Here is a 22,421-nt window from a genome sequence, read left to right as displayed (position 1 = left end):
GCGAGGAGCTTCCATGAGCACGGTTCCGACCGAAGACGCCTACGACCGGATGCGGATGCGGCAGTGGTCCCGCGGCCGGGCACGCTCCGCCGGGATCGACCGCCGCGATCTGCTGAGGCTGGTCGCGGCGGCCGGTGCCGCCGTGCCGCTGGCCTCGGCCGCCGCGTCCGCCTCGGCCGCCGCACCCGTGCGGGCGGACGGCGGGCTGCCCGGGGTGGTCAAGCCGCTGCCCCCGGAGTTGTTCACGCTGCGCGGCACCAACGCGGAGACGAACTTCGCCGCCCTGCGGGACACCGGGCTGCTCACCCCCGCCGACCGGTTCTTCGTCCGCAACCACACGGCCACGCCGCGCATCGAGCGGGCCGACTGGAAGCTGACGGTGTGGGGCGACGGGCTGCGGGGCGGTCCGGTGGACTTCACCTTCGCGGATCTGCTGGCCCTGCCGTCGGTGACGCGTACCGCGTTCGTGGAGTGCGCGGGCAACGGGCGCAGCTTCTTCACCTCGCAGCAGGGCCAGGCGGTCAGCGGCACCGCGTGGACGCTCGGGGCGATCGGGACGGCGCGCTGGCGCGGGGTGCGGCTGGCGGACGTGCTGCGCCGGGCGGGGATCGGACGGCACGCGGTGGACGTCCTGCCGCGCGGTCTGGACGCGGAGGTCGTCACCGACGGGGTGAACCTGGGGCGGGTGCGCCGTCCGCTGCCGGCGGCGAAGGCGCTGGACGACGTACTGCTCGCGTACGAGATGAACGGCGAGCCGCTGCCGCCCGACCACGGCTTTCCGGTCCGGCTGATCGTGCCGTCGTGGGTGGGCATCGCCAACGTCAAGTGGGTCGGCGACATCGAGGTGAGTGCCGAGCCGCTGCTCACCCCGTGGAACACGGGCCTCTACCGGCTGTTCGGTCCGGGGTATCCGCCCGAGGGAAGCGCGCCGCTGACCCGGCAGACCCTGAAGAGCGCCTTCGAGCTGGCCCCGGGCGCTTCGTTCCGCGCCAGCCGGCGCGCGCTGCTGACCGGGCGTTCCTGGTCGGGCGGGGCGCCCGTGCGGGCGGTGGAGGTCAGCACCGACGGCGGGACGCACTGGCGGCGGGCCCGGCTGCGGGACGAGCCGCGGGCCGGGAGCTGGGTGCGCTGGACGGCCGACTGGGTGCCGAGAGAGCGGGGACCGGCCGTGCTGCTGGCGCGGGCGACCGACCGTTCGGGGCGTACGCAGCCGGTGGCCACCGCGCACAACACCCAGGGCTATCTGTTCGACGCGGTGGTGCGGCACCCGGTGACGGTGGACTGAGCTCCCTCACGCCGCCGGGCGGGCCCCCGCCAGTACGGCGGTGTGCACGGCGCGGGCGATCCGCGCGCCCCAGACGGAGCGCGGTCCGGCGAAGGGTTCGCCGCCGTCCGGGCCCGGTTCGGGGGCGGCGACGCACACGGCGTCCGTCGGGGTGCCCGAGCAGTCGAGCCCGGCGTCCAGGAGTGCCTGGACCTTGGCCTCGGTGGCGGTGGCGACGGCGTTGACGAGGGCGGCGTCGGAGAGCGCGGCGGGGAGCGTGAGGACGATGTTGACCGTGCCCGGCCGGAACGGGGCCGCCGGGACCTCCCGGGACCCCGGCCGGCGAGGGGTGCGGGTGGCGGTGTCGGGGGCCGCCGCCCAGCCCCGTACGCCCAGGCCCGCGGTAACGGTCGCCGTGACACCGCCGTCGTGGCCGGTCGTGTACGCGGCGACGTCGGCGGCCGTCATCAGCCCGGCGCCGGGGCCGGTGAGCCCCTCCGCCGCGGCGATCTCGGCGAGGTGGTGGTCCGGATCGCGGCGTGGGTAGCCACCGGGGACCTGGGCGTTGAGGATCCAGGCCCGGGGACCGATGCCGCCGCCGAGGACCGCGCTGCTGCAGACCCGGACGCCGGGTCCCAGCCGCCAGAGAAGGTGGTGGAGGTGGTGTCCGTCCTCGTGCCGGTCGCGCAGTTCGCCGCGTTGCGCGGGCAGCGGGACGCGTACGGAGGAGATGGCGCACCCCTGGTGGCTCGGCGGGTCGGCGGTGGTCCGTCCTGCGGCCGCCACGGTCCGCCGATCATATGCCGGACCCGGCCTCTCACCCGTTCGGCCTAACGCGTTCCGGGGCGGCCGGGTGCCGCCGCCCGGTGCGGGGCCCCGCACCGGGCGTCCGGGGCAGGCGATCCGGGCAAGCGGGCGGTTGCACCGACCATGCGGTTGAGGCGCGATGGAATCCGGACGCGCCACCTCCGGTGGAGCCAGCCACAGGGCGTGCCCGAGAGGAGGAATCGGTTATGGGAGCCGCTGACGGTTTCACGGATTCCGGCGAACTCGACGGTCTGACGGTGTACGACAACGACGGCGAGAAGGTCGGCAGTGTGGGCCGGGTGTACGTCGACGACGACACCGGCAAGCCCGACTGGGTGACGGTCAAGACCGGCCTGTTCGGCATGAAGGAGAGCTTTGTCCCGCTCACCGGAGCCCGTCGAGTGGGCTCCGACCTGCACGTCGCCCATCCGAAGGACAGCGTCAAGGACGCGCCGAGGGTGGACGCCGACGCACACCTCTCCGTCGCCGAGGAGGAGGAGCTGTACCGGCACTACGGCCTGACCAAGAAGTCCGGCACGCGCGGTGACAACCGGTCGGCCGGCATGGACGCGCCGACCGCCGCCGGAACCGGGGCGATGGGCGCCGCTGGCGCCGCAGGCGCCGCGGGTACGGCGCGTGGGACCGGAACGGCCCCCGGCGTCAAGGCGACCACCGCGGGAACGAGCGCCGGGGCGGCCGGCGCGGGAACGACGGGAGCGGGCATGGCAGGAGCAGGCAGCGGTACGGGCAGGCACCGCGACACGGACGCCTCCACCACGGCACGCCCGCTGGCGGGCGCCGGCGCGGGCACGAGCCGGGCGGCCGACATGAGCGGCAAGGAGGAGATGATCCGCTCCGAGGAGCAGCTGCACGTCGGCAAGGAGGAGTACGAGAGCGGCAAGGCGCGGCTGCACAAGTACGTGGTGACCGAGGAGGTCACCCGGACCGTGCCCGTGTCCCACGAAGAGGTCCGGGTGGTCCGCGAACCGCTCCGGCCCGGTGAGAAGACCACCGGGACCACGGACTTCGGCGAGCAGGACGTCGAGGTCACCCTGCACGCGGAGCGCGCCACCGTACGCAAGGAGGCCGTGCCGGTGGAGCGGGTCCGGCTGGAGACCAACCGGGTCACCGAGCAGAAGGAAGTCTCCGCCGAGATCCGCAAGGAGAAGATCGACTACGCGGACGGCAAGGACATGGACACCGGCAAGGATGCCGGTGGCGAGTTCGGCCAGGGGCGACGCCGCTGACCGCAGCACCTCAGGTGGCCGCACGGCCGCTCCCACGTCCTCGGCCGCCGGGCGGGCTCGTACTCCGAGTCCGCCCGGCGGGCTGTCCGGGGCCGTCCGCGGTCAGCGGCGCGGCAGGAACCGTACCGAGGGGCGTCCGTCCGGCCCGTCCGGGGTGACGACCGCCCGGACGCCGTAGACGTCCTCGATGAGCTCTTCGGTGATGACCTCGGCGGGGACGCCGCCGGCGACGACCCGGCCGGCCTTCATCACGGTGATCCGGTCGCAGAACATCGCGGCGAGGTTGAGGTCGTGCAGCGCGACGACGCTGGTGACGGGGAGTTCGGCGACCAGGGCGAGCAGGTCCAGCTGGTGCTGGATGTCGAGGTGGTTCGTCGGTTCGTCCAGGAGGAGTTCGCGGGGCTGCTGGGCCAGCGCGCGGGCGATCTGGACGCGTTGGCGTTCGCCTCCGGACAGGGTGTGCCAGGACTGCCCGGCCCGGTCCGTGAGCCCGGTGCGCCGCAGCGCCTCGGCGACGGCGTCCTCGTCGGTGCGGTCCGGGGCCGACCAGGCGCGCCGGTGCGGGATGCGGCCGAGGCGGACGACGTCCAGGACGCTGAGATCGACCTGGGTGACCGCGTGCTGGTCGACGACGGCGATCCGGCGGGCGACGGTGCGGCGGCCGAGGCCGGCGAGGTGGTCGCCGTCCAGGGTGACGACGCCGGTGGCCGGGGCGAGGAGTCCCGAGAGGATCCGCAGCAGGGTGGACTTGCCGGAGCCGTTGGGGCCGAGGAGTCCGACGGTGGAGCCGGGCGGCGGGGCGATGTCCACGCCGTCGAGGATGAGCCGCCCGCCCGCCTCCCGGCCGACCCGTTCGGCGCGCAGGCCCTCGGCGTCGGTGTGCGGCACAGGGCTCATGGCGTGCTCCGGGTGCGATACAGGACGAGGACGAAGGCGGGGACGCCGATCAGTGCGGTGACGACGCCGACCGGTACTTCCTGCGGGTCCAGGACGGTCCGGGCGAGGGTGTCGACCCACACCAGGAACACGGCCCCGGCGAGCGCGGTGACCGGAAGGAGCCGACGGTGTCCGGAGCCGGCGAGGGCCCTGGCCGCGTGCGGCAGGACCAGGCCGACGAAGCCGATCGCCCCGGCCGCGCTGACCAGGGCGGCGGTCAGCAGGGCGGTGGTGCACAGCAGCACGATCCGGGTGCGGGCGACGTTCACGCCGAGAGCGGCGGCGGCGTCCTGCCCGAAGGCGAAGGCGTCGAGCGTACGGGCGTGGGCCAGGCAGACGACCAGGCAGACGGCGAGGACGGCGGTGCACAGGACCACCTCGCTCCAGCCCACCCCGCTGAGCGAGCCGAGCAGCCAGAACAGCACCCCGCGGGTCTGTTCGGCGTCGGCGGAGGTCATCACGACGAAGGAGGTGAGGGCGGAGAAGAGCTGCATCGCGGCGACGCCGGAGAGGACGACCCGGTCGGTGCTGCCGCCGAGGGTGTGACTGAGCAGCAGCACCAGGGCGAAGGAGCAGATGGCCCCGGCGAAGGCCCCGGCCGACAGCGACACCGCTCCCCCGCCGACGCCGAGGACGACCACCACGACCGCCCCGGTCGAGGCTCCGGAGGAGACGCCGAGGACGAAGGGGTCGGCGAGCGGGTTGCGCAGCAGGGACTGCATCACCGTGCCGCACACCGCGAGCCCCGCGCCGCACACGGCGGCGAGGAGGGTGCGGGGCATCCGGAGGTTCCAGATGATGCCGTCCCGGATCGGGCTGAGGTCCGAGGCGCCGAACCCGAGGTGGGCGGCGACGGCGGACCAGACGTCGGGGACGGAGATCCGGGCGGGCCCGATGGTCACGGCGACGGCGACGGAGAGCAGCAGGAGCAGCACCCCGCCGGCCCACAGGAGCACGGCGAGCGGACCGCCGCCGCGCACCGGGCCCGACGGCACGGAAGGCGGCGGCACCGGCCCGTCCGCGGCCTCCTTGACCGCCCGGCCCCCGGTCTCCCGCACCGGCCCGTTCCCGGCCTCCTTCGCCTCCCGGTTCGCGCCGTTCACCCCGCGAGCCCGAAGTCGCGCAGCCCGGCCGCGACGCGCTCCAGTCCCTCGACCGTCCGGATGGTGGGGTTCATGGCCTGACCGCTGAGCAGCACGTAACGGCGGTTCCTGACCGCGTCCATCGTCCGGGTGACCGGGTTGGACTCCAGGAACTCGATCTTCTTCGCGGCGCTCTCGGCGGTCTGCGTCGTGCGGCTCAGGTCGCCGATGACGAGGACGTCGGGGTTGCGGTCGGCGACGGTCTCCCAGCTGATCTGGGGCCATTCGTCGTGGGTGTCGTCGAAGACGTTCTTCGCGCCGAGTTCCTTGGTGATGACGCCGGGGGCGCCGCAACAGCCCGCGAGATAGGGGGCCTTGGAGTCGGAGAACCAGTAGAGGAGGGACGCGCCGGAGGCGTCGACGCTGTCGGTGGCCCCGGCCACCCGCGCCCGGAGCTTCCCCACCAGGGCGTCACCGCGCTCGGGGACGCCGAACACCTGGGCCAGTTCGCGGACTTCGGTGTAGACGCTGTCCATCGTCAGCGGCGCGGTACGGGCTCCGTCGCCGCCGCCGCTGTTGTCCTTGCCGGTGCAGTCGGCGGGCGAGATGTACGTGGGGACGCCGAGCTTCTCGAACTGTTCGCGCGGGGCGACGCCGCCCTTGGCGAGGGTCGAGGCGAAGGAGGCGGTGAGGAGGTCGGGCTCCTTGTCGAGAACCTTCTCCGAGGAGGGGCGGTTCTCCGATATCCGCTCGACGCCGGCGTTGGCCTTCTCCAGGCCCTTCATGATCGGGTCGCTCCAGGTGGCGGTGCCGGCGAGCCGGTCGGCCAGCCCGAGCGAGAGGAGGATCTCGGTCGACCCCTGGTCGACGGAGACGGCCCGCCGGGGCGGGGCCTTCACCGTGACGGTGCGCCCGCAGTTCTCGAGGGTGAGCGGGAAGCCCTCGGCCCGGTCGCCCGGGGCGGTCCCGGCGCTCCCGCCCCCGCCGCAGGCGGTCAGCAGGAGGAGTCCCGCCGCGAGCAGGGCGGCGGTGCGTATCGGGGCGGGGGTGTCCGTGGGCAGCACGAAGGACCTCGGTGTCTCTGGGCCCAGCCGCGGAGCCCGTCGTACGGTTCCCGTGCCCCGGTGCGGGCGCGGGCGCCAGCAGGTCTTCGGACTCGGGTTCGTCCGGGCGGGACGCCTTCCCGGAGCACGCGTGTGCTCCAGTGGCCGTGGCCCCGCCCGTCCCCCTCACCGCTGCGCGTCAGTTCCGGTTTCGCACCGGATTCCCTGACCCCGTCGCTGGGGTTCGACTGGCCCCGGCAAGCTATCACGCACCTTCCCGCAGATCAGCGGCGGTGCGGTGGGTCGCTGTGCGCGGGGCCGGTACGGCGCGGGATCGGCCCGCCGCACCGGCCCCGCGGATTCCGCCCGGCGTTGCGGAGCCCGGGGTTGCGGGCCCGGGGTTACGGAGCCTGAGCGTTACTGAACCTGCGGGTCAGGAGGCTTGAGGGGTACGGGGCCTGCGGGTTACGGGGCCTGAAGGGCGATCACCGCGTTGTGGCCGCCGAAGCCGAAGGAGTGGCTGACGGCCCGGCGCACCGGGACCGCGCGCGGGACCTTGGTGACGCAGTCGATGTCGAACCCGGGCGCGGGGGCGTCCAGATTCGCGATCGGGGGCACGATCCCGTGCTGGAGGGTCAGGATCGTCAGGCCGGCCTCGATGGCGCCGGCCGCCCCCATGCAGTGGCCCAGTACGCCCTTGGGGGCGGTGACGGGCGGCCGGTGCGGGTAGGCCCGGCCGATGAGGGCTGCTTCGGTGGCGTCGTTCAGGGGGGTCGACGTCCCGTGCGCGTTGACGTGGTCGACGTCCTCGGCCCCCCAGCCCGCGTCGCGCAGCGCGGCGTCGACGGCTGCCCGTGCGACCTCCCCCGAGGGGTGGGGGCTGGTGGGGTGGTGGGCGTCGGTGGTGGCGCCCGTGCCCGCGATCAGCGCCCGGGGGGCGGCACCTCTGGCGCGGGCGTCCTCGGCCCGTTCCAGGACCATGACGGCCGCGCCCTCGCCCATGACGATCCCGGCCCGGTCGGCGGCGAAGGGGCGGCAGAGGCGGGCGGGGTCGCCGTCCCGCAGCGCTGCCGCGCCCGAGCGGGCGAAGCCGGTCATGGCGACCGGGAACACGATCGACTCGGTGGCCCCGGCGATGGCGATGTCGCACTGGCCCAGCGTCAGCATGTCCCGGGCCACCGACAGCGCGGTCACCCCGGACGAACAGGCCGTGCAGGGGGCCAGGCTGGGCCCTGTGGCCTTCATCCGGATGGCGATCTCGGCCGCGGGCATGTTCGGGATGGTCAGCAGGATGGCCGCGGGCGAGGTGGCCTCGGGGCCGCGCCGCTCCAGGGCGACGGCCTGTTCGGTGAGTCCGGCGGATCCTCCGCTGCTGGTGCCGACCACGACGGCGACCCGGGCGCCGTCCCAGTGCTCGGGGTCGAGCCCGGCGTCGGCGACCGCCTCCCGGGCGGCCAGGACGGCGAACTTGACGTACCGGCCCATCCGGAACGCGGTCCGGCCGCCGACCGCGTCGTCGAGGTCGATGCCGGAGACCGTACAGGCGAAGTCGACCGCACAGCCCCGCAGTTCGGGGACGGTGCGCGCGGGCGACACCCCGGCGCGGACTCCGTCCCAGGTGGTGTCGGTGGTGTGGCCGACCGGGGTGATCATCCCCAGCCCCGTGACGGCGATGGCGGGTCGCTTCATCGGGTGTTGCTCACCGGCACCGTCGCCTCGGCCGCCGCGCTGCCGACGGCCGCGTCGATGTACGCGGAGATGTCGGCCAGCGTGGCGTCCTTGTAGAGCTTCTCGGAGTCGGCGTCGACGCCCAGCGTCTCCTTGATGATGACGGCGAACTCCGCGACCGCGAGGGAGTCCATCTCCAGGCTGTCCATGGTGGACTCCGGCAGGATCTCGGCGGCGGGCACCTTGAACGTCCCGGTGAGCACCTCGGTGATCTTGGGGTGGATGGTCTTCATGGTGATTCCTCTCCTCGGCATCTCATCGGCTTCTCTTCTGAGCGGCAGGTAGTTGAACGCAGCAACCCACCGCCCGAAGTAACTGGATGACGATCTTCCGGTTACGCCCTGGGGCGAACCGATTCGTCTACGCTCACCTGCGGCTTCTCGAACCATCGGGAGAGCATGGAGGTGGTTCCCCAGTACGCCAGCAGCACCCCGCGGGTCCCGAGCGCCGCCACCTTCTCGCGCAGCGGACGCCTCCTGCTGCCGCAGACGGGCCGCCGGAACTCCGCCGTGCGGCCCCGGATTCCGGCCCTGCGACCCCGGTGCCAGGGCCCCTCGGGGTCGTCGTAGACGTCCGCGTAGCCGGGTCCGGCGATCGGCCAGTCCGACATCAGGCGCTCGGGGAGCGCGAAGGACTCCACCAGGGCGGGGGTGTGGGCGGCCACCGTGGCGACCGACTCCTCCACCGCGTCGGAGAGAAAGGTGACCTGATCGGCGGTCAGCCGTCCGGCGGCGAGCAGATCCCCGCCGTTGCGGGCGATCCACCGGAGCGCGAAGAGCCTGCGCAGCTCCCTCAGCCGTTCGCGCGCCTCACCCTCGGGCAGCGAGGCGACGGCCTCGGCGTACGCCTCGTCGGCCTGCCGGTAGGCGTACGCCTCGACACCGCGCAGCGCGGCCGATGAGGCGGCGTTCCAGCGGCCGAGCGGGTCGCCGGGCGGAGCGGCGCTCATCCGCTCGCGGGCGCGGGTGAACCAGAGGTCCTCCACCGCCGCGAACAGCCGCCCCAGGAAGGCGGGGTCGGCCAGGTCGCCGGGACCCTCGTCCTCGGCCGCTTCCCGGGCGGTGGCGCTGAACAGCATCTCGGCCGCCGCCTTGGCGTGGACGGCGAGGTTGTCGCCCTCGGCGGTGATCGCGCCCTCGATGCCGGTGAACAGCTCGGTCATGCCGTTGTTCTCCAGGAGCCCCTGGGCGCCGCACCGTTCGCGGCACTCGACGATGACGGCACGCGCCTGCCAGGTGATCCACCCCTTGGCGACGGCCACCAGCCGCTCCGCCTCGTCCCGGTCGGCCCCCGAAGCCGACTCCCAGCGGTCCAGGGCCCTGCGGTGCAGCAGGCTCATCGCGTAGACGGTGGCCATCGCTCCGGCCAGCGGCCCGTGGTGGGTGCGGTGCGCGTACACCGGGATCCGCGGCGCGGCGCGCGATCCGGAGATCATCCGGTGGCCGGCGTAGCGGACGGCGATGGCCAGGGTGACCCGGGCGGAGCCGACCGCGCAGGCGCTCATGGAGAGCTTGCCGGGGGTGACCCGGCCGATGGAGGTGAGGAACCGCCTTCTGCGGTTGGGTACTTCGCTGTGGAACCGGCCGTCGTCGCCGATCCGCCCCTGTTGTCCGGCGAGCAGGGCGTCGCGCGGGACGAAGCGACGGTCGAAGGAGGTCAGGCAGTGGTCGACCGGGGAACCCATCCGGGCGGGCAGCCGCCGCACCCGGACGCCGGGCAGGGCACGGTGGGCGTCGGTGAGCGGGGTGAGGAAGAGGAAGACCCCGTGGTCGGCGCCGTCGGCGAGCAACCGGGCCGCCACCACACCTGACTTGGGACCCCCGGCGGGGCTGGTGTTGGGCATGAACTTCTGCGCCCCGGCGTGCGGGGTGTGCAGCACGAAGCCGTCGCGTTCGCGGTCGTACGTCGCGGTCGTCTCGATGGCCGCCGCGTCGTTGCCGTGCGCCACCTCCGTACAGAGGAAGGTGCCCACGCGGCGCAGGGCGAGGAAGTCCGACAGGTCGCGGAGCGTGCCCGCGTCGTGGTCCAGGAGACTGCCGAGGAAGAGGTTGTAGTGGATGCCCGCCACGGTGGTCAGCGCCGGGTCGACGGGGCCGAGCCACTCGTGCAGGGCGGCCAGCGCGCGGGGGTCCGCGGCCAGCCTCGCGCCGCTGTCGAGCGCGTCGTTGAGGATACGCAGCCGGTGGTAGGAGAGCGCGAGTCGTTCGTCGGGGGTGCCGCCACCGGGGCGGCGAAACGGTTCTGTTGTGAGCAGCCGCCGCCAGAAGCCGTGCTCCTGGCGGAAGTTCGGCCCGAAGAGCACTGCGGTGAGTAGCTCGTTCGTGGACGGCGGGGCCGCGTCGTTCATCATGATGGTCACAACACAGTAACGATCAAGGAACGGCGAGGACACCCCCCGCCGTCCCGAAATGCCCCCGTTTATCAGGCGCGTTGGAAGGCGAGGGCCACATTGTGGCCGCCGAAGCCGAAGGAGTGGCTGAGGGCCGTCTCGACCCGCTGGTGACGTGGCTCCTTCGTCACGCAGTCGAGCGGGAAGGCGTCGGGGAGCGCGTCCAGGTTGGCGATCGGCGGAATGGCGGAACGTTCCAGCGTCAGGACGGTGGCCACCGCCTCGATCGCGCCCGCCGCCGCCAGGGTGTGCCCGACGACGCCCTTGGGCGCGGTCACCGGCGGCCGGTGCGGGAAGAGCCGGGAGATGAGGGTGGTCTCCATGGCGTCGTTGAGGGGTGTGGAGGTGCCGTGGGCGTTGATGTGGTCGACATCGCCCGGCGTCCAGCCCGCCTGGTCGAGCGCCGCCTGGACCGCCCGCTGGGCGCCGTGCCCGTCGGGGGCCGGGGCGGTGGGGTGGTGGGCGTCCGTGCTGGACCCGGCGCCGGTGAGCAGCGCACGCGGCCGGCCGCCCCGGGCACGGGCCCCGGCCGCGCGCTCCAGGACGAGCATGGCGGCGCCCTCGCCGATGACGAAGCCGTCGCGGTCGGCGGCGAACGGGCGGGACGCGGCCGCCGGGTCGCCGGTGCGGGTGGACAGCGCCCCCATCCGGGCGAAGGCGGTGACCACCAGCGGGGTCAGCACCGATTCCGCGCCGCCCGCCACCACCACGTCGCAGCTGCCGCCGAGCAGCAGATCGCGGGCGACGGCGATCGCGGTGGCCCCGGAGGCGCAGGCGGTGGCGGGGGCGAGGCTCGGGCCGCCCGCCTTGAGCGCGATGGCGACCTCGCCCGCCGCCGCGTTGGGGATCATCATCGGGACGAGCAGCGGGGAGACCGCCTCGGGTCCCGAGGCCGCCAGCCTGGCGGCGTTGTCGACGAGTACGGAGACTCCGCCGACGCCCACGCCGAGCACCACCCCGACCCGGCTGCCGTCCCATCGCGCCGGGTCGAGGCCGGCGTCGGCGACGGCCTGCCGGGCGGCCACCAGCGCCAGCTTCACGAACCGGGCCATCCGCCACACCGACCGGCCGCCGACCGCCGCGTCCAGGTCGATGCCGTCGACCGGACAGGCGAAGTCGACCGGCAGACCGGCCAGTTCCTCGCACCGCCGGGCGGTGGAGTGCCCGGAGCACAGCCCTTCCCAGAAGCTGTGCTCGTCCGCCCCTGCGGGTGTCACCAGGCCGACCCCCGTCACCGCGATGGCGGTGCCGGTTGCGGCCTCGGTGCCCTGATCAGCGGGGAGCGACATGCTGTGTTCCTTCCGTAGAATCCGTGGAAATGGTCCCCGGGGTCCCCGGCCAGCGAAGTGCCGCCGAACCCCAGGTCAGTCCGCCCCCGAAGGCGGTGAGCAGCACCCGGTCGCCGGCATGGAGACGGCCCCCGTCCGCCGCGTCGGCCAGGGCCAGCGGGATGGAGGCGGCGCCGGTGTTGCCGACCCGCTCCAGATGGGTGACGCAGCGCTGCGGCGCGATGCCGACCCGCTCCGCGACGGCGCGCAGGATCCGGGCGTTGGCCTGGTGCGGCACGAAGCGGTCGACCTCGGCCGGGTCCCAGCCGACCCGGTCCAGGAGTGTCCGGCAGGAGCCGGTCATCCGCTCGACGGCATGCTGGTAGACGGTGCCGCCCCGCATCCGGAAGAACCCGTCGTCCGGGCCCGGCGGCTTTCCGTCCGCCCGCGCGCGGGCCCCGCCGCCGGGGACGGTGATCAGGTCGTAGCCCGTGCCGTCACTGCCCAGGTCGAACGCGAGCAGCTCCCCCGGATCACCGAAGCGCCCGGCCGCCACCAGGGCCGCGCCCGCCCCGTCGCCGAAGACGACGCCCGCCGAGCGGTCGGCCGGGTCGAGCCAGGTCGAGTAGACGTCGGCGCCGACCAGCAGGACCCGCCCGTAGAGGCCCGAGGCGATCAGCCCGTGGCAGACGGCGAGGCCGTAGACGAAGCCGCTGCACACGGCTGCGATGTCCAGGGCCGGTACGGTGCCGAGCCCGAGCCGGGCCGCGAGCGCGGGGGCCGTGCCGGGGCAGAGGTGGTCGGGGGTGGCCGTGGCGAGGACCAGCGCGTCCACCGCTCCCGTCGCCGGGGCGCGGGCCAGCAGCCGGGAGGCCGCCTCGAAGGCGAGGTCCCCGGTGGCGACGCCCGGTCCGGCGCGGTGCCGGCTGCTGATGCCGGTGCGGCGGCGGACCCAGGCGTCGTCCACGTCCCAGTCCGCGGGGAGCCGGTCGTTGCCGACCGGCTCTCCCGGCACCCAGCCGGCCACGCCCTCCAGCACCGCCGTGCGCGCCCCGGCCGCTAAGACGCCCGCCCGCGCCCCCGGCTCCGTACCGCTGTCGGCCGTCCGTCTCCTCGACACCCGTTGCCCCGATCCCGTTGTCGTACTGCATCGGGTTGACGAACGGCGGAACGTCTCACGAGGGTGCGTTCGACTGCGCCGAACGGGTCATGCCGAGGCGGCCCCCAGTGCCTCCCCGAGCTCGTCCGGGCCCGGCGGGTTGGCCCCCGCCCGGGAGACGGTCACGGCGGCGGAGGCCACCGCGTGGCGCAGGACGTCGGCGACGGTGTCCCGGTCCACGGTGTGCAGCCGGTCCCGGGCCCCCGGGCCGAGGAGGCCGTGCGCGGCGAGGGCGTGGAGGGCCCCGGACATGAACGCGTCGCCCGCTCCGACGGTGTCGGCGACGGCGACGGCCGGGGCCTCCACGGTGATCCGGCCGCCGGGCAGGACGGCCAGGGCCCCGTCGCCGCCCCGGGTGACGAGCACGACGGCGGGCCCGCGCCCCAGCCAGCGTGTCGCGACCCGCTCCGGTTCCTCCCCCGGATAGAGCCACTCCAGGTCCTCGTCGCTCGCCTTGACCAGGTCGCTCAGCCCGACGCACTCCTCGACCCGGCGCACGGTCGCCGCGCGGTCGCCCATCAGGCCGGGCCGCACATTGGGGTCGTAGCTGACGGTCGCGGTCGCCCGCGCGGCACGGACGATGTCCAGGACCGCGGCGGATCCGGGCTCCACCACCGCACCGATCGACCCGGTGTGCACATGGGCCGGAGCGGGGCCGACGGCGACCGGGGCGAGGGTCCAGGCGACGTCGAAGGCGTACGAGGCGTGCCCGGCCTCGTCCAGGGTGACGGCGGCCGACGGGGTGGGGGCGGTGGAGCCGTCGGTGCGGACGTCGACTCCGGCGGAGGCGAGGTGCTCCCGGATGAGCCGTCCGTTCCCGTCGGGACCGAGCTGGGTGAGCAGGACCGTGCGGTGGCCGAGGCGGGCCAGACCGTACGCGACGTTGGCGGGGCTGCCGCCCGGGTGGACCCGGGCGGCCTCGTCGGGCAGCCGGACGATGTCGGCGACGCATTCACCGACGACCAGCAGGGCGCTGTGGTCGAACATGGGGTCGGGTCTCCTGAACGGGGGACTCGGGTGTCCCGGTGGGCCGGCTCGGCCTCCGGACGTGTGGAGGAGCGGGCGCGGATCCGCAGCAGCGTAGTCGCGGGGCGGACGCGGTGGCCGGCGATGCCGGGCGACGGCCGCGCAGGGTTTCTACGGCTGAGCCGACACCGGTGCCGGGGCCGGGGTCTCGGTACCCGCCGGGGCGTCCGGGAGCGGTTTCGCGGGGGCGACGCGGCGGACCCAGAGGAGGGCTCCGGCCAGCACGGCCACGGCGGCCAGCAGCCAGGGCAGTGGGCCGGGCGGCAGGGTTCCGGCGGCCAGTCCGGCTCCGGCGGCGACCAGTTGCAGGGAGAGCGACTGGACGGAGAGGGCGGTGGCGCGGCCCGAGGCGTCGACCCGGCGGTGCAGCAGGTCGTTCTCGTTGGGGCCCGCGGCTCCGAGGCCCAGGTACACCAGGCCGTAGCCGGTGACCGCGGTCGCCGTGGCGAGGGCGCTCATCGAGTGGGCGGTGAGGCCGAGCAGGGTCAGCCCCAGCGTGACCATGCCGAGGCTCGCGAGCACCGCGCGTTCGCTGCCGCCGGTGAACCGGGCGACGAGCGGGGCGAGTTGACTGCCGAGGGCGGAGCACAGGAATCCGGCGCAGGCGAGCCCGGCGAAGACCAGGGCCCCGGATTCGGCCGTTCCCATGAGGGCGGCGGCCCGGCCCGGGGTGAGCAGTTCGACGGCCGCGAGCGCGGCCCCGGCGGCGCTCGCGGTCAGCAGGATGCGCCGGATCAGGGCGTCCCGGGCGCCGAGCCGGAGTCCGGCGGCGATGGCGGCGGGCACTCCGCCCACGACCCCGCGCAGGGTGGTCCGGGGCCGGGGCGGTTCGGGCAGCGCACTCAGCACGTAGAGCACGAAGAGGCCCTCGAGCAGCGCGCCGAGCAGGGCGGGCACGGAGAGCGGGATCACGAGTCCGCCGGTCGCGTCGGCCAGCCACTCCCCCACTCCGGGGCGGAGGCCGAGCAGCCAGGGCAGCCCGCCGCCGAGCAGGGTGCCGAGCGCGAGGGCGGCCGAGGCGGCGGAGCTGCCGCGCGCCAGGCCCGTGCGCAGATCGGCGTCGGGTCCCGCGTGGGCGTGCACGGTGTCGACGTACCAGGCCTCGGCGGGCCCGCTGGACAGGGCGCGAGCGCAGCCCATCAGGCCCATGCCGAGTGCGATGGCCCAGCCTGCCGCGCCGAGGCCGATGAGGGTGAAGGCGGCGAGGTTGAGCAGCCCGGCGATGGCCAGGACCGGGCGTCGCCCGATGACGTCGGAGAGGCCGCCGGTGGGCAGTTCCATCGCGGCGGCCGTGAGGGAGTGCACGGCGTAGAAGCCGGCGATGGCGGCGAGGCCCATGCCCCGTTCGGTGAAGAGGAGCACCCCTGTCGCGATGGACATGCTGATGGGGAGCCAGAAGAGGAACGAGACGGTGACGAACCGGCGGCGCGCGGTCGCACCGTCCAGGCCGTGCCCGGCGGTGGCCGGGGCGGCGACCGGGCCGCCGGTCATTCGGCGCTGCCGGGGGCGGTGGCGTCCGGGGTTTCGCCGTCGGTCGCGGGGCCGGTTCCGGCGGCGGCATCCGTGCGCTCCGGATCCGCCACCGGGTCCGGGGCCAGCGGCAGTCCGGCGGTGAACAGGACGACCTGCTCGGCGCGCGGGTTCCCGGCGTCACGGGCGGTCAGCTCGTCCGTCTTCGCCCGGAGCACCTCCCACAGCTCGGCGAGCGACTCGGGGGTCAGTCGGGGCATCGAGTCGCTGACGCCCGAGGGCTCCTGCCACTCCCGGCTCAGCCGGCCGCTCTCCAGATCCGCCTCGTGGCGGTCCAGCGACAGCTGGAGGTGCTCGATCTGACGGCGGTGCAGGACGCTGAGGATCGTGCTGCCGCCGGGGCTGCGGTGCATCGCCTCGTTGCTCCACGAGGTCATGCCGTGGACGGACTTCCAGCGCCGTTCCCGGCTGTCGCGGTGCTCGGCCTCGGCGACGAACGCGTACTTGGCGAGCACCCGCAGGTGGTAGCTGGTGGACGCCGAGGACTCCCCCGTCCTGACCGCGAGCTCGCTGGCGGTCGCCGGGCCGTGCTGCCGCAGCAGCCCGAGCAGGGTGAGGCGCAGGGGGTGGGTGAGGGCCTTGAGGGCGGCCCCGTCCTGTGCCGGATCGAGTACGCGGCGGCCGTCTTCGCTGTCCATGGCCTCAGCGTAGAACGGGAAGGACACTTTCCCAAAGTATTTTTGCAGAATGTTTTTTGGAAACCTCGGGCGAGACGGTGCTCGCCGGCCCGGTCGCCGACAGCCCCGCCCCGCCCCCTGGCCATCCGGGGTTCAGCTCACCCGCGCCGCCTCCAGGGCGTCCGCGACCAGGCCCAGGAACCGGGCGTGGTCGCGGGGCCCGTAAAGGGGCTCGGGGTTCCACGGGACGACGGGCGTCGGCACCCCCTCGCCTCCCCGCAGCTCTTCCAGTGGGGCGGCATGGGCGCGGATGTCGGTGAGGATCACCTCGGGGCGCAGCGCGAAGGTGTCCGCCCGGTCGAGCGTGGACCAGTTGGCCCCCGGGCCTTCGGCGGGCTCCACGACCTGGACGCCCAGTTCCGTGAGCACCCGCAGCTCGGGCCACATCCGGGGGCGTGCGACATGCGCCTGGTCCGGGCCGGCCGGGGAGAGGGCCAGCACCCGGGGCGCGTCGGCGGACGCGGCGGCGACGACGGAGCGCAGCCGCTCGCGGGCGGCGTCCAGCTCCTGGTCCGCGCCCGGCCGGGCCGTGGCGCCGAGCGAGTGGGCCAGCTCGGCGAAGCGGTCGCCGATCTCGCCGAACGTACGGGCCTGACTGACGTCGAGGACGGCCACCGGGACCCGCTCCTCCAGGTGCTTGGCCGTCTCGGGGGCCAGTCCGTAGACATGACCGCCGCCGTAGCTGACGGCCACCACGAGGTCCGGCCCGGTGCTCAGCAGCCGATCGACGTCCAGGGCGGCGCCCGCACCGGCGTACTCGACCTGGTCCAGCGGCAGTGTGCCGGTCTTCGCCGGGTCGGGGTCCGGCCCGTCGTGGTCGGAGCCGAAGATCCCCACCGGCCGGATGCCGAGGTCCCACAGGGTGGCCCCGGCCTGGACATAGGCGAGCACCCGGCCGGGCGGCCGGGGTGCCGTCGACCGCTGCCCCCGGTCGTCGGAGAACCGCCATTCGCGTTCGCTCTGTTCCGTCACGTCACACACGCCCCTCTGCCGCCGACTGCCGTTCCGCTCGTGCGAGTTCGCACAGGTGTACCTGCCCAGCTGCCCACCGCCACACCCCTCTGGCCAGGGAACGGACGCCGGCCGAACGCTTTCGGGCACGACGGGCGGGCCGCGGCACCGAATGTTAGAAATGAGGCACCCTCAGCCATCGGGCAGCGCCCTGGGCCGGCCCCCTCCGGACGGAGTCAACTCCCCATGCGCCCGACCCTTTTGAAGGCAGCGCTGGCCGTCGGCATCGGCGCATCGCTCTGCGCGGCCTCGACGGACGCGCCGGCCACGGCCACGGTCACGGCCCGTTCGGCGGCGGGAGCGGCGAGCGCGGCGCAGTGCCCCGTGGTCGATGTGCTGGCCCTCTACACGCCGAAGGCGGCGAAGCGGGTCGGCGGCGAGCACCGGGTGCCCGCATCGGCGCAGCGGATCGCGACGCGGATGAACCGGTCCCTGGCGGCGGGCGGGCTCTGCGGCATCATCCGCGTCGTCCACCCGTACACGGCGACCGACTACCAGGGCTCGGAGGAGTTCCGCACCGCCCACGCCGCCCTCAAGGACCACGCGTCGGCGGGGCTCGGACGGCAGGTGCACGAGCAGCGGGCGCGGTACGGCGCCGACCTGGTCACGCTCGTCGTGGACCGGCCGGAGCGGGGCGGCGGCACGGCGGACTACTCGCCCGCGCTCGACGCCTCCACGGACGAGTACGCCTACGCGGTCGTCGACGTCGACGGCATCGAGCTGGATTCGGCGAGCCACGAGATCGGCCACAACCTGGGCCTCGCCCACGACCGTACGACGCTGGCGGGCAACGCGGACGGCTCGATGAGCGTGAGCCGGAACCGCCCGTACAACACCGGCTGGATCACCGAGGACGGCAAGCGCTACACGATCATGGCGTACCGCTCCGCGTGCGGGGACCACTGCCGGCGGATCAGCCGGTTCTCCAGCGCGACGGACACCTGGAACGGGCACCGGCTGGGCGACGCGGACAACGACGGCGTCCGGGTGCTGCGCGAGACCATGCCGATCGTCGCCGGCTACCGCGCCAAGGGCTGACCCGGGTCAGGGACGGGGGCGCGCGCCGTCCAGCGCCAGGTCCACGATCCGGCGCGCGAGCCCCTCGTCCAGCGGCGCCCCGGTCAGCAGGACCCGGGCGAACAAGGGCCCCGCCAGGGTCTCGGCCACCAGCCGGGGATCGGTGTCCGGGACCAGCTCGCCCCGCTCGACCCCGCGCCGCACGATGTCCTCGCCCCGCTCCAGCCGGGCGTCCCAGTACGGCAGGCGCTCCGCCGCGACGGGCCCCGCTTCGAGGGAGGCTCCGAGGTGGAGCAGGGCCGCGCCCCGCGGCGAGGCGAGATAGTCCGAGACCGCCGACATCAGCCGGGCCAGGTCCTCGCGCACGTCCCCCGTGTCGGGCGCGGGCAACGCGTCGTCGGCGTGCGAGCCGAGGGCGTCGAGCAGCAGGTTCTCGCGGGTCTTCCAGCGCCGGTACACCGAGGTCTCGTGCACCCCCGCCGCCCTGGCGACCGCCGCGACCGTGGTGCCGGTGAGTCCTTCCGACGCGAGCAGGTCGACCGTCGCCGCCAGGACGGCCTGCCGCATGGGTTCGCCCCGGCGGCGCAGCGGCGCGGGGCTCTTCTCGGTGGTCACCCCGGAACCGTATCGCAAGGCTACTTGCTTTACGGGCGGAGTCAGGCTTACGTTGCAAAGCAAGGCGACTTGCGATAGGTCGCCGCTCCGAGCCGTGAGGACCCGTCATGGAACGCATGCGCGCCGCGCGTCTGCATCTCCCCAGCCGCACCCTGACCGTGGCGGAGGTGGCCAGGCCCGTGCCCGGCCCCGGCGAGGTGCTGGTGAAGGTCGAGGCGGCGGGGGTGTGCCTCTCCGACGTCCACCTCGTCGACGGCACACTGAGCCCGCTGTATCCGGAAGGGGACACGGTCACCCTGGGCCACGAGGTGGCCGGGACCGTGGCGGAGTCCGGGCCCGACGTCACCGGCTGGACGGCCGGTGCGCGGGTGGTGCTGCAGGCGGGCGAGGTGCGCCGGGGCCGGACGCACACCCGGGGCGTGGACTACGACGGCGGGTGGGCCGAGTACGCCCTCGCCACCGCGTCCACCCTCGTCGCCCTGCCCGACTCGCTGCCCTTCGAGCAGGCGGCGATCATCCCGGACGCGGTCTCGACACCGTGGGCGGCGGTGACCGCCACCGGCGACGTACGGGCGGCGCAGGCCGTCGGCGTCTGGGGCGCGGGCGGGCTCGGCACGCACGCCGTGCAGTTGCTGCGGGCGGTGGGAGCGCACCCGGTCCTCGCGGTGGACCCCGCCCCGGCGGCCCGTCGGCGGGCCCTGGAGTTCGGGGCCGACCTGGCGCTGGACCCCGCCGATCCGCAGTTCCACGAGAAGGTGCTCGGGGCGACGGGCGGCGCGGGCCTGGCGGCGGCGTTCGACTTCGCCGGTGTCCCCGCGGTCCGCGAGCAGGCGCTGACCACGCTGGCTCCGAAGGGGCGGCTGGTGCTGGTGGGACTGACCGACCAGCCGCTGACGGTCGCCGACGGGACGCGCTTCAGCTACCTCCAGCACCGGATTCTCGGGCACTACGGCTCGGAGGAACACCATGTGGCACAGCTCGTGCGGCTCGCCGAGGGCGGCCGGCTGGACTTCTCCCGGTCGATCACCGATGTCCTGCCGCTGGACGATGCGGCGGCGGCGGTGAAGCGGATGGAGACCAAGGAGGGCGACCCGGTCCGGCTCATTCTGCGACCGTGACGGCCTTGTCCGCTGCCGTGACGGGCTCCTCGGCCGCCTCGACGGGCTCCTCCGCTGCCGTGGCGGGCTCCCGGTCCTCTTCGGACCGCTCCAGCTCGACGTTGAACTGCGCCCCGGCCAGCAGAGCGAGGTTGGCGAACCAGACCCAGATCAGGAAGACGACGAGCCCGGCGAGCGAACCGTAGAGCCTGCTGTAGCTCCCGATCCGGGTCGCGTACAGCGCGAATCCCGCCGAGGCGGCCAGCCACAGGAAGGCGGCGAGCACCCCGCCGGGCAGCCCCCGGCGGATGCCGCGCGCCGAGCGCGGACCGGTGCGGAAGAGCACCAGGATCAGGCAGGCCACGAGGCAGAGCAGAACCGGCCACTTCAGGACCGCCCACAGGGTCTCGCCCGCATGCGGCAGTCCGAGGCGGCGGCCGAGCCAGCGGGCCAGCGGGCCGGTCAGCACCAGGGCGAACGCGCTGGTCATCAGCAGGACCAGCAGCCCGATCGCCGAGGCGACGATGATGTGGGCCTTGCGCAGCGCGGGCCGGGTGTCCCGGACGTGGTGCATGGCGTGCATCGCCCGCCGGAACACCGCCAGGTAGCTGCACGCGGACCACACGGCGCTCACGCTGCCGGTCGCCACGAGCACCCAGACCGCGGTGCGCTGCTCGGTCGCCGCCACCAGCGGACGGCGCAGCGCCTCACCGGATTCGGCGGGGGCGAAGGCGGTGATGTCGGCGATCAGGGCGCCGGTCGCGTCGGGGTTGGCCAGTCCGATCACGGAGACGGTGACGAGGAGCGCGGGGAGCAGCGCGAGGATGGCGTAGTAGGTCAGGGCGGCGGCCCAGTCGGAGACGTCGTCGTCCCACAGCGAGACCGGGGTGCGGCGCAGGGCGGTGAGCCAGCGGCGGGGCGGACCGGTGCGTCCGGCGGCGGGGGCGGTGCTTTCCGCGGCTGAGGCGGTCTGGGTGGTCAAGCTGGTACTCCGGGGACGTGAGCGGTCGCGGCGGGCGGCGCGAGGTGTCCGTTCCCGGACGCGCCTACCCTTCTCGATCCTCTCCTGCCACGTCGCGGCCGAAGCACACCCCCTCCCCGCCGGGCGGCCCGGCGCGCTCCGGCCGGCCGGGGGGGGGCTCCGGCGATCAGTCGTTGACGGCGGTGAGCAGGACCACGGCGTCCTGGAGCGCCAACAGCCCGTGCCGTTCCTGCGGGATCGGGTGCAGGCTGCCGGCCGGCAGTTCGGCGTCACCGGAGGCGGCGGTGAGGCGGACGCTGCCGCGCAGGACGAGGAGCGAGGCGGCGGGCGGCGCGTTGTGCTCGTCGAGCGCCGTCCCCTCGGTGAGGGCGATCACCGTCTGCCGCAAGGGGGGCTGCTGGAGCAGGAGGTGGGCGCTGCGGCCGTGCGCGGAAGCACGGGCCGCGGTCAGGTGTTCCTCGGCGAGAGCGTTGAGGTCGTCCATGTGCCCACTGTGCCGCAGCCGTGGCGGCGCCGCGATCCGCGGACTCAGCGGGGCGCCTTCGCGGTGGAGTCCCGTACCACCAGCTCCGGCTCGAAGAGCAGCTCGTCGGGCGGGACCGATCCGCCCTGGATGCCCGCGCAGAGCAGTTCCACGGCGGCCCGGCCCATGGCCTCGATGGGCTGGCGGATGGTGGTGAGCGGGGGTTCGGTGCAGTTCATGAACGCCGAGTCGTCATAGCCGACGACCGAGATGTCGGAGGGCACCCCGAGGCCCCGCCGGCGGGCCGCGCGCACGGCCCCGAGCGCCAGGGGGTCGCTGGCGCAGATGATGCCGGTGACGCCCCGTTCCAGCAGCCGGGAGGCCGCCGCCTGGCCGCCCTCCAGGGAGAACATCGAGCGCTCGACGTGCGCCTCGGGCAGGGGGCCGCCGGTCGCCGCCGCGACGGACCGGGCCGCCGCGAGCTTGCGGCGGGAGGGCACGTGGTCGGAGGGGCCGATCACCACGCCGATGCGCTCGTGGCCGAGCGAGGCCAGATGGCGCCAGGCGCGCTCGATGGCGACCGCGTCGTCGCAGGAGACGCAGGGGAAGTCGAGCCCCTCTATGGGGGCGTTGATCAGCACGACGGGGATGCGGCGCTCGGCGAGCCGGTGGTAGTGCTCGTGGGCCTCGTCGGCCTGGGCGAACAGGCCGCCGGCGAAGACCACGCCGGAGACCTGCTGCTGGAGCAGCAGGTCCACATAGTCGGCTTCGGAGACCCCGCCCTTGGTCTGGGTGCACAGCACGGGGGTGAGGCCCTGCTGGGCGAGGGCGCCGCCGATCACCTCCGCGAAGGCGGGGAAGATCGGGTTCTGCAGTTCGGGCAGGACGAGGCCGACGAGCCGGGCGCGCTCGCCCCGCAGTTGGGTGGGACGCTCGTAGCCGAGAACGTCCAGGGCCGTCAGCACGGATTGCCGGGTGGTCCGGGAGACCCCGGGCTTGCCGTTGAGCACCCGGCTCACCGTGGCCTCGCTGACCCCAACCTTTTTGGCAACCTGAGCAAGTCGTCGCGTCATGCCGCAA

Annotated in this window: 21 protein-coding genes and 1 riboswitch; of the genes, 4 read left to right on the top strand and 17 right to left on the bottom strand. The window is 74.5% G+C overall.

Annotated elements, in window-relative coordinates; translation table 11 throughout:
• Window positions 1–13 precede the first annotated feature (13 nt).
• Window positions 14–1,285, top strand: coding sequence for a sulfite oxidase (locus ACH4UK_RS22175; RefSeq protein WP_398358746.1), 1,272 nt, complete (start codon window positions 14–16; stop codon window positions 1,283–1,285).
• Between the two features lie 6 nt (window positions 1,286–1,291).
• On the opposite strand, the gene ACH4UK_RS22170 is transcribed toward ACH4UK_RS22175, so the two are convergent.
• Window positions 1,292–2,050: an adenosylcobinamide amidohydrolase gene (locus tag ACH4UK_RS22170; protein ID WP_398358744.1), complete on the bottom strand. Its 759-nt coding sequence runs from the start codon at window positions 2,048–2,050 to the stop codon at window positions 1,292–1,294.
• Between the two features lie 227 nt (window positions 2,051–2,277).
• Between ACH4UK_RS22170 and ACH4UK_RS22165 the strand changes: the two genes are divergently transcribed.
• Window positions 2,278–3,318 (top strand): PRC and DUF2382 domain-containing protein, encoded by a 1,041-nt coding sequence (locus tag ACH4UK_RS22165; RefSeq protein ID WP_398358743.1) that lies wholly within the window; start codon window positions 2,278–2,280, stop codon window positions 3,316–3,318.
• Window positions 3,319–3,420: 102 nt separating this feature from the next.
• Here ACH4UK_RS22165 and ACH4UK_RS22160 read toward each other — a convergent pair whose 3' ends face one another.
• The 12 genes from ACH4UK_RS22160 to ACH4UK_RS22105 form a co-directional block, all read right to left on the bottom strand.
• A complete protein-coding gene (locus ACH4UK_RS22160) occupies window positions 3,421–4,215 on the bottom strand; it encodes an ABC transporter ATP-binding protein (protein ID WP_398358741.1) in 795 nt (264 codons plus the stop codon).
• Window positions 4,212–5,264 (bottom strand): FecCD family ABC transporter permease, encoded by a 1,053-nt coding sequence (locus ACH4UK_RS22155; protein WP_398359239.1) that lies wholly within the window; start codon window positions 5,262–5,264, stop codon window positions 4,212–4,214. Before ACH4UK_RS22155 ends, ACH4UK_RS22160 begins: the two co-directional genes overlap by 4 nt.
• Window positions 5,265–5,353: 89 nt before the next feature.
• Window positions 5,354–6,400: an ABC transporter substrate-binding protein gene (locus ACH4UK_RS22150; RefSeq protein WP_398358739.1), complete on the bottom strand. Its 1,047-nt coding sequence runs from the start codon at window positions 6,398–6,400 to the stop codon at window positions 5,354–5,356.
• Window positions 6,401–6,459: 59 nt separating this feature from the next.
• A riboswitch (cobalamin riboswitch) is annotated at window positions 6,460–6,647 on the bottom strand.
• Between the two features lie 197 nt (window positions 6,648–6,844).
• Window positions 6,845–8,068, bottom strand: coding sequence for a beta-ketoacyl-[acyl-carrier-protein] synthase family protein (locus tag ACH4UK_RS22145; RefSeq protein WP_398358737.1), 1,224 nt, complete (start codon window positions 8,066–8,068; stop codon window positions 6,845–6,847).
• Window positions 8,065–8,340: an acyl carrier protein gene (locus ACH4UK_RS22140; protein ID WP_164619385.1), complete on the bottom strand. Its 276-nt coding sequence runs from the start codon at window positions 8,338–8,340 to the stop codon at window positions 8,065–8,067. The genes ACH4UK_RS22145 and ACH4UK_RS22140 overlap by 4 nt, the downstream gene beginning before the upstream one ends.
• A 101-nt stretch (window positions 8,341–8,441) precedes the next feature.
• Window positions 8,442–10,454 (bottom strand): acyl-CoA dehydrogenase, encoded by a 2,013-nt coding sequence (locus ACH4UK_RS22135; RefSeq protein WP_398359238.1) that lies wholly within the window; start codon window positions 10,452–10,454, stop codon window positions 8,442–8,444.
• Window positions 10,455–10,528: 74 nt separating this feature from the next.
• On the bottom strand, window positions 10,529–11,785 hold the full coding sequence (locus ACH4UK_RS22130) for a beta-ketoacyl-[acyl-carrier-protein] synthase family protein (RefSeq protein WP_398358735.1): 1,257 nt from the start codon (window positions 11,783–11,785) through the stop codon (window positions 10,529–10,531).
• Entirely contained in the window at window positions 11,769–12,884 is a 1,116-nt protein-coding gene (locus ACH4UK_RS22125) for a beta-ketoacyl-ACP synthase 3 (protein ID WP_398358733.1), read from the bottom strand. The genes ACH4UK_RS22130 and ACH4UK_RS22125 overlap by 17 nt, the downstream gene beginning before the upstream one ends.
• An 87-nt stretch (window positions 12,885–12,971) precedes the next feature.
• On the bottom strand, window positions 12,972–13,910 hold the full coding sequence (locus ACH4UK_RS22120; RefSeq protein WP_398358731.1) for a carbohydrate kinase: 939 nt from the start codon (window positions 13,908–13,910) through the stop codon (window positions 12,972–12,974).
• Window positions 13,911–14,060: 150 nt separating this feature from the next.
• Window positions 14,061–15,440: an MFS transporter gene (locus ACH4UK_RS22115; RefSeq protein WP_398358729.1), complete on the bottom strand. Its 1,380-nt coding sequence runs from the start codon at window positions 15,438–15,440 to the stop codon at window positions 14,061–14,063.
• The gene (locus tag ACH4UK_RS22110) at window positions 15,437–16,117 is read right to left on the bottom strand and encodes a helix-turn-helix domain-containing protein (RefSeq protein WP_398358727.1); all 681 of its coding nucleotides are present in this window, start codon (window positions 16,115–16,117) and stop codon (window positions 15,437–15,439) included. Before ACH4UK_RS22110 ends, ACH4UK_RS22115 begins: the two co-directional genes overlap by 4 nt.
• Window positions 16,118–16,249: 132 nt before the next feature.
• On the bottom strand, window positions 16,250–17,128 hold the full coding sequence (locus tag ACH4UK_RS22105) for an ABC transporter substrate-binding protein (RefSeq protein ID WP_398358725.1): 879 nt from the start codon (window positions 17,126–17,128) through the stop codon (window positions 16,250–16,252).
• Window positions 17,129–17,353: 225 nt separating this feature from the next.
• Between ACH4UK_RS22105 and ACH4UK_RS22100 the strand changes: the two genes are divergently transcribed.
• The gene (locus ACH4UK_RS22100) at window positions 17,354–18,205 is read left to right on the top strand and encodes a M12 family metallo-peptidase (protein ID WP_398358724.1); all 852 of its coding nucleotides are present in this window, start codon (window positions 17,354–17,356) and stop codon (window positions 18,203–18,205) included.
• A 6-nt stretch (window positions 18,206–18,211) separates the two neighbouring features.
• Here ACH4UK_RS22100 and ACH4UK_RS22095 read toward each other — a convergent pair whose 3' ends face one another.
• A complete protein-coding gene (locus ACH4UK_RS22095; RefSeq protein ID WP_398358722.1) occupies window positions 18,212–18,799 on the bottom strand; it encodes a TetR-like C-terminal domain-containing protein in 588 nt (195 codons plus the stop codon).
• Window positions 18,800–18,906: 107 nt separating this feature from the next.
• On the opposite strand from ACH4UK_RS22095, the gene ACH4UK_RS22090 reads away from it, so the two are divergent.
• On the top strand, window positions 18,907–19,917 hold the full coding sequence (locus ACH4UK_RS22090; protein WP_398358720.1) for a zinc-binding dehydrogenase: 1,011 nt from the start codon (window positions 18,907–18,909) through the stop codon (window positions 19,915–19,917).
• Here ACH4UK_RS22090 and ACH4UK_RS22085 read toward each other — a convergent pair.
• From ACH4UK_RS22085 to ACH4UK_RS22075, 3 genes are all read right to left on the bottom strand, one after another.
• On the bottom strand, window positions 19,901–20,878 hold the full coding sequence (locus ACH4UK_RS22085) for a YihY/virulence factor BrkB family protein (RefSeq protein ID WP_398358718.1): 978 nt from the start codon (window positions 20,876–20,878) through the stop codon (window positions 19,901–19,903). The genes ACH4UK_RS22090 and ACH4UK_RS22085 overlap by 17 nt on opposite strands.
• 166 nt (window positions 20,879–21,044) lie before the next feature.
• Entirely contained in the window at window positions 21,045–21,362 is a 318-nt protein-coding gene (locus ACH4UK_RS22080) for a cupin (RefSeq protein ID WP_398358716.1), read from the bottom strand.
• Between the two features lie 44 nt (window positions 21,363–21,406).
• Window positions 21,407–22,414, bottom strand: a complete 1,008-nt coding sequence (locus ACH4UK_RS22075) for a LacI family DNA-binding transcriptional regulator (RefSeq protein ID WP_398358714.1) — start codon at window positions 22,412–22,414, stop codon at window positions 21,407–21,409.
• Window positions 22,415–22,421 lie beyond the last annotated feature (7 nt).

This window comes from Streptomyces sp. NPDC020884 (genome assembly GCF_044333935.1).
In the GTDB taxonomy this organism is placed as follows: Bacteria; Actinomycetota; Actinomycetes; order Streptomycetales; family Streptomycetaceae; genus Streptomyces.
Note: the sequence above shows the minus strand (reverse complement) of the source record. Positions and strands in the feature narration are given on the sequence as shown.

Coding starts and splice junctions, on each gene's coding strand:
- ACH4UK_RS22175 (WP_398358746.1), top strand. CDS start 14: ATGAGCACGGTTCCGACCGAAGACGCCTACGACCGGATGCGGATGCGG.
- ACH4UK_RS22130 (WP_398358735.1), bottom strand. CDS start 11,785: ATGTCGCTCCCCGCTGATCAGGGCACCGAGGCCGCAACCGGCACCGCC.
- ACH4UK_RS22080 (WP_398358716.1), bottom strand. CDS start 21,362: ATGGACGACCTCAACGCTCTCGCCGAGGAACACCTGACCGCGGCCCGT.
- ACH4UK_RS22145 (WP_398358737.1), bottom strand. CDS start 8,068: ATGAAGCGACCCGCCATCGCCGTCACGGGGCTGGGGATGATCACCCCG.
- ACH4UK_RS22075 (WP_398358714.1), bottom strand. CDS start 22,414: ATGACGCGACGACTTGCTCAGGTTGCCAAAAAGGTTGGGGTCAGCGAG.
- ACH4UK_RS22120 (WP_398358731.1), bottom strand. CDS start 13,910: ATGTTCGACCACAGCGCCCTGCTGGTCGTCGGTGAATGCGTCGCCGAC.
- ACH4UK_RS22165 (WP_398358743.1), top strand. CDS start 2,278: ATGGGAGCCGCTGACGGTTTCACGGATTCCGGCGAACTCGACGGTCTG.
- ACH4UK_RS22160 (WP_398358741.1), bottom strand. CDS start 4,215: ATGAGCCCTGTGCCGCACACCGACGCCGAGGGCCTGCGCGCCGAACGG.
- ACH4UK_RS22115 (WP_398358729.1), bottom strand. CDS start 15,440: ATGACCGGCGGCCCGGTCGCCGCCCCGGCCACCGCCGGGCACGGCCTG.
- ACH4UK_RS22135 (WP_398359238.1), bottom strand. CDS start 10,454: ATGAACGACGCGGCCCCGCCGTCCACGAACGAGCTACTCACCGCAGTG.
- ACH4UK_RS22140 (WP_164619385.1), bottom strand. CDS start 8,340: ATGAAGACCATCCACCCCAAGATCACCGAGGTGCTCACCGGGACGTTC.
- ACH4UK_RS22100 (WP_398358724.1), top strand. CDS start 17,354: ATGCGCCCGACCCTTTTGAAGGCAGCGCTGGCCGTCGGCATCGGCGCA.
- ACH4UK_RS22110 (WP_398358727.1), bottom strand. CDS start 16,117: ATGGACAGCGAAGACGGCCGCCGCGTACTCGATCCGGCACAGGACGGG.
- ACH4UK_RS22090 (WP_398358720.1), top strand. CDS start 18,907: ATGGAACGCATGCGCGCCGCGCGTCTGCATCTCCCCAGCCGCACCCTG.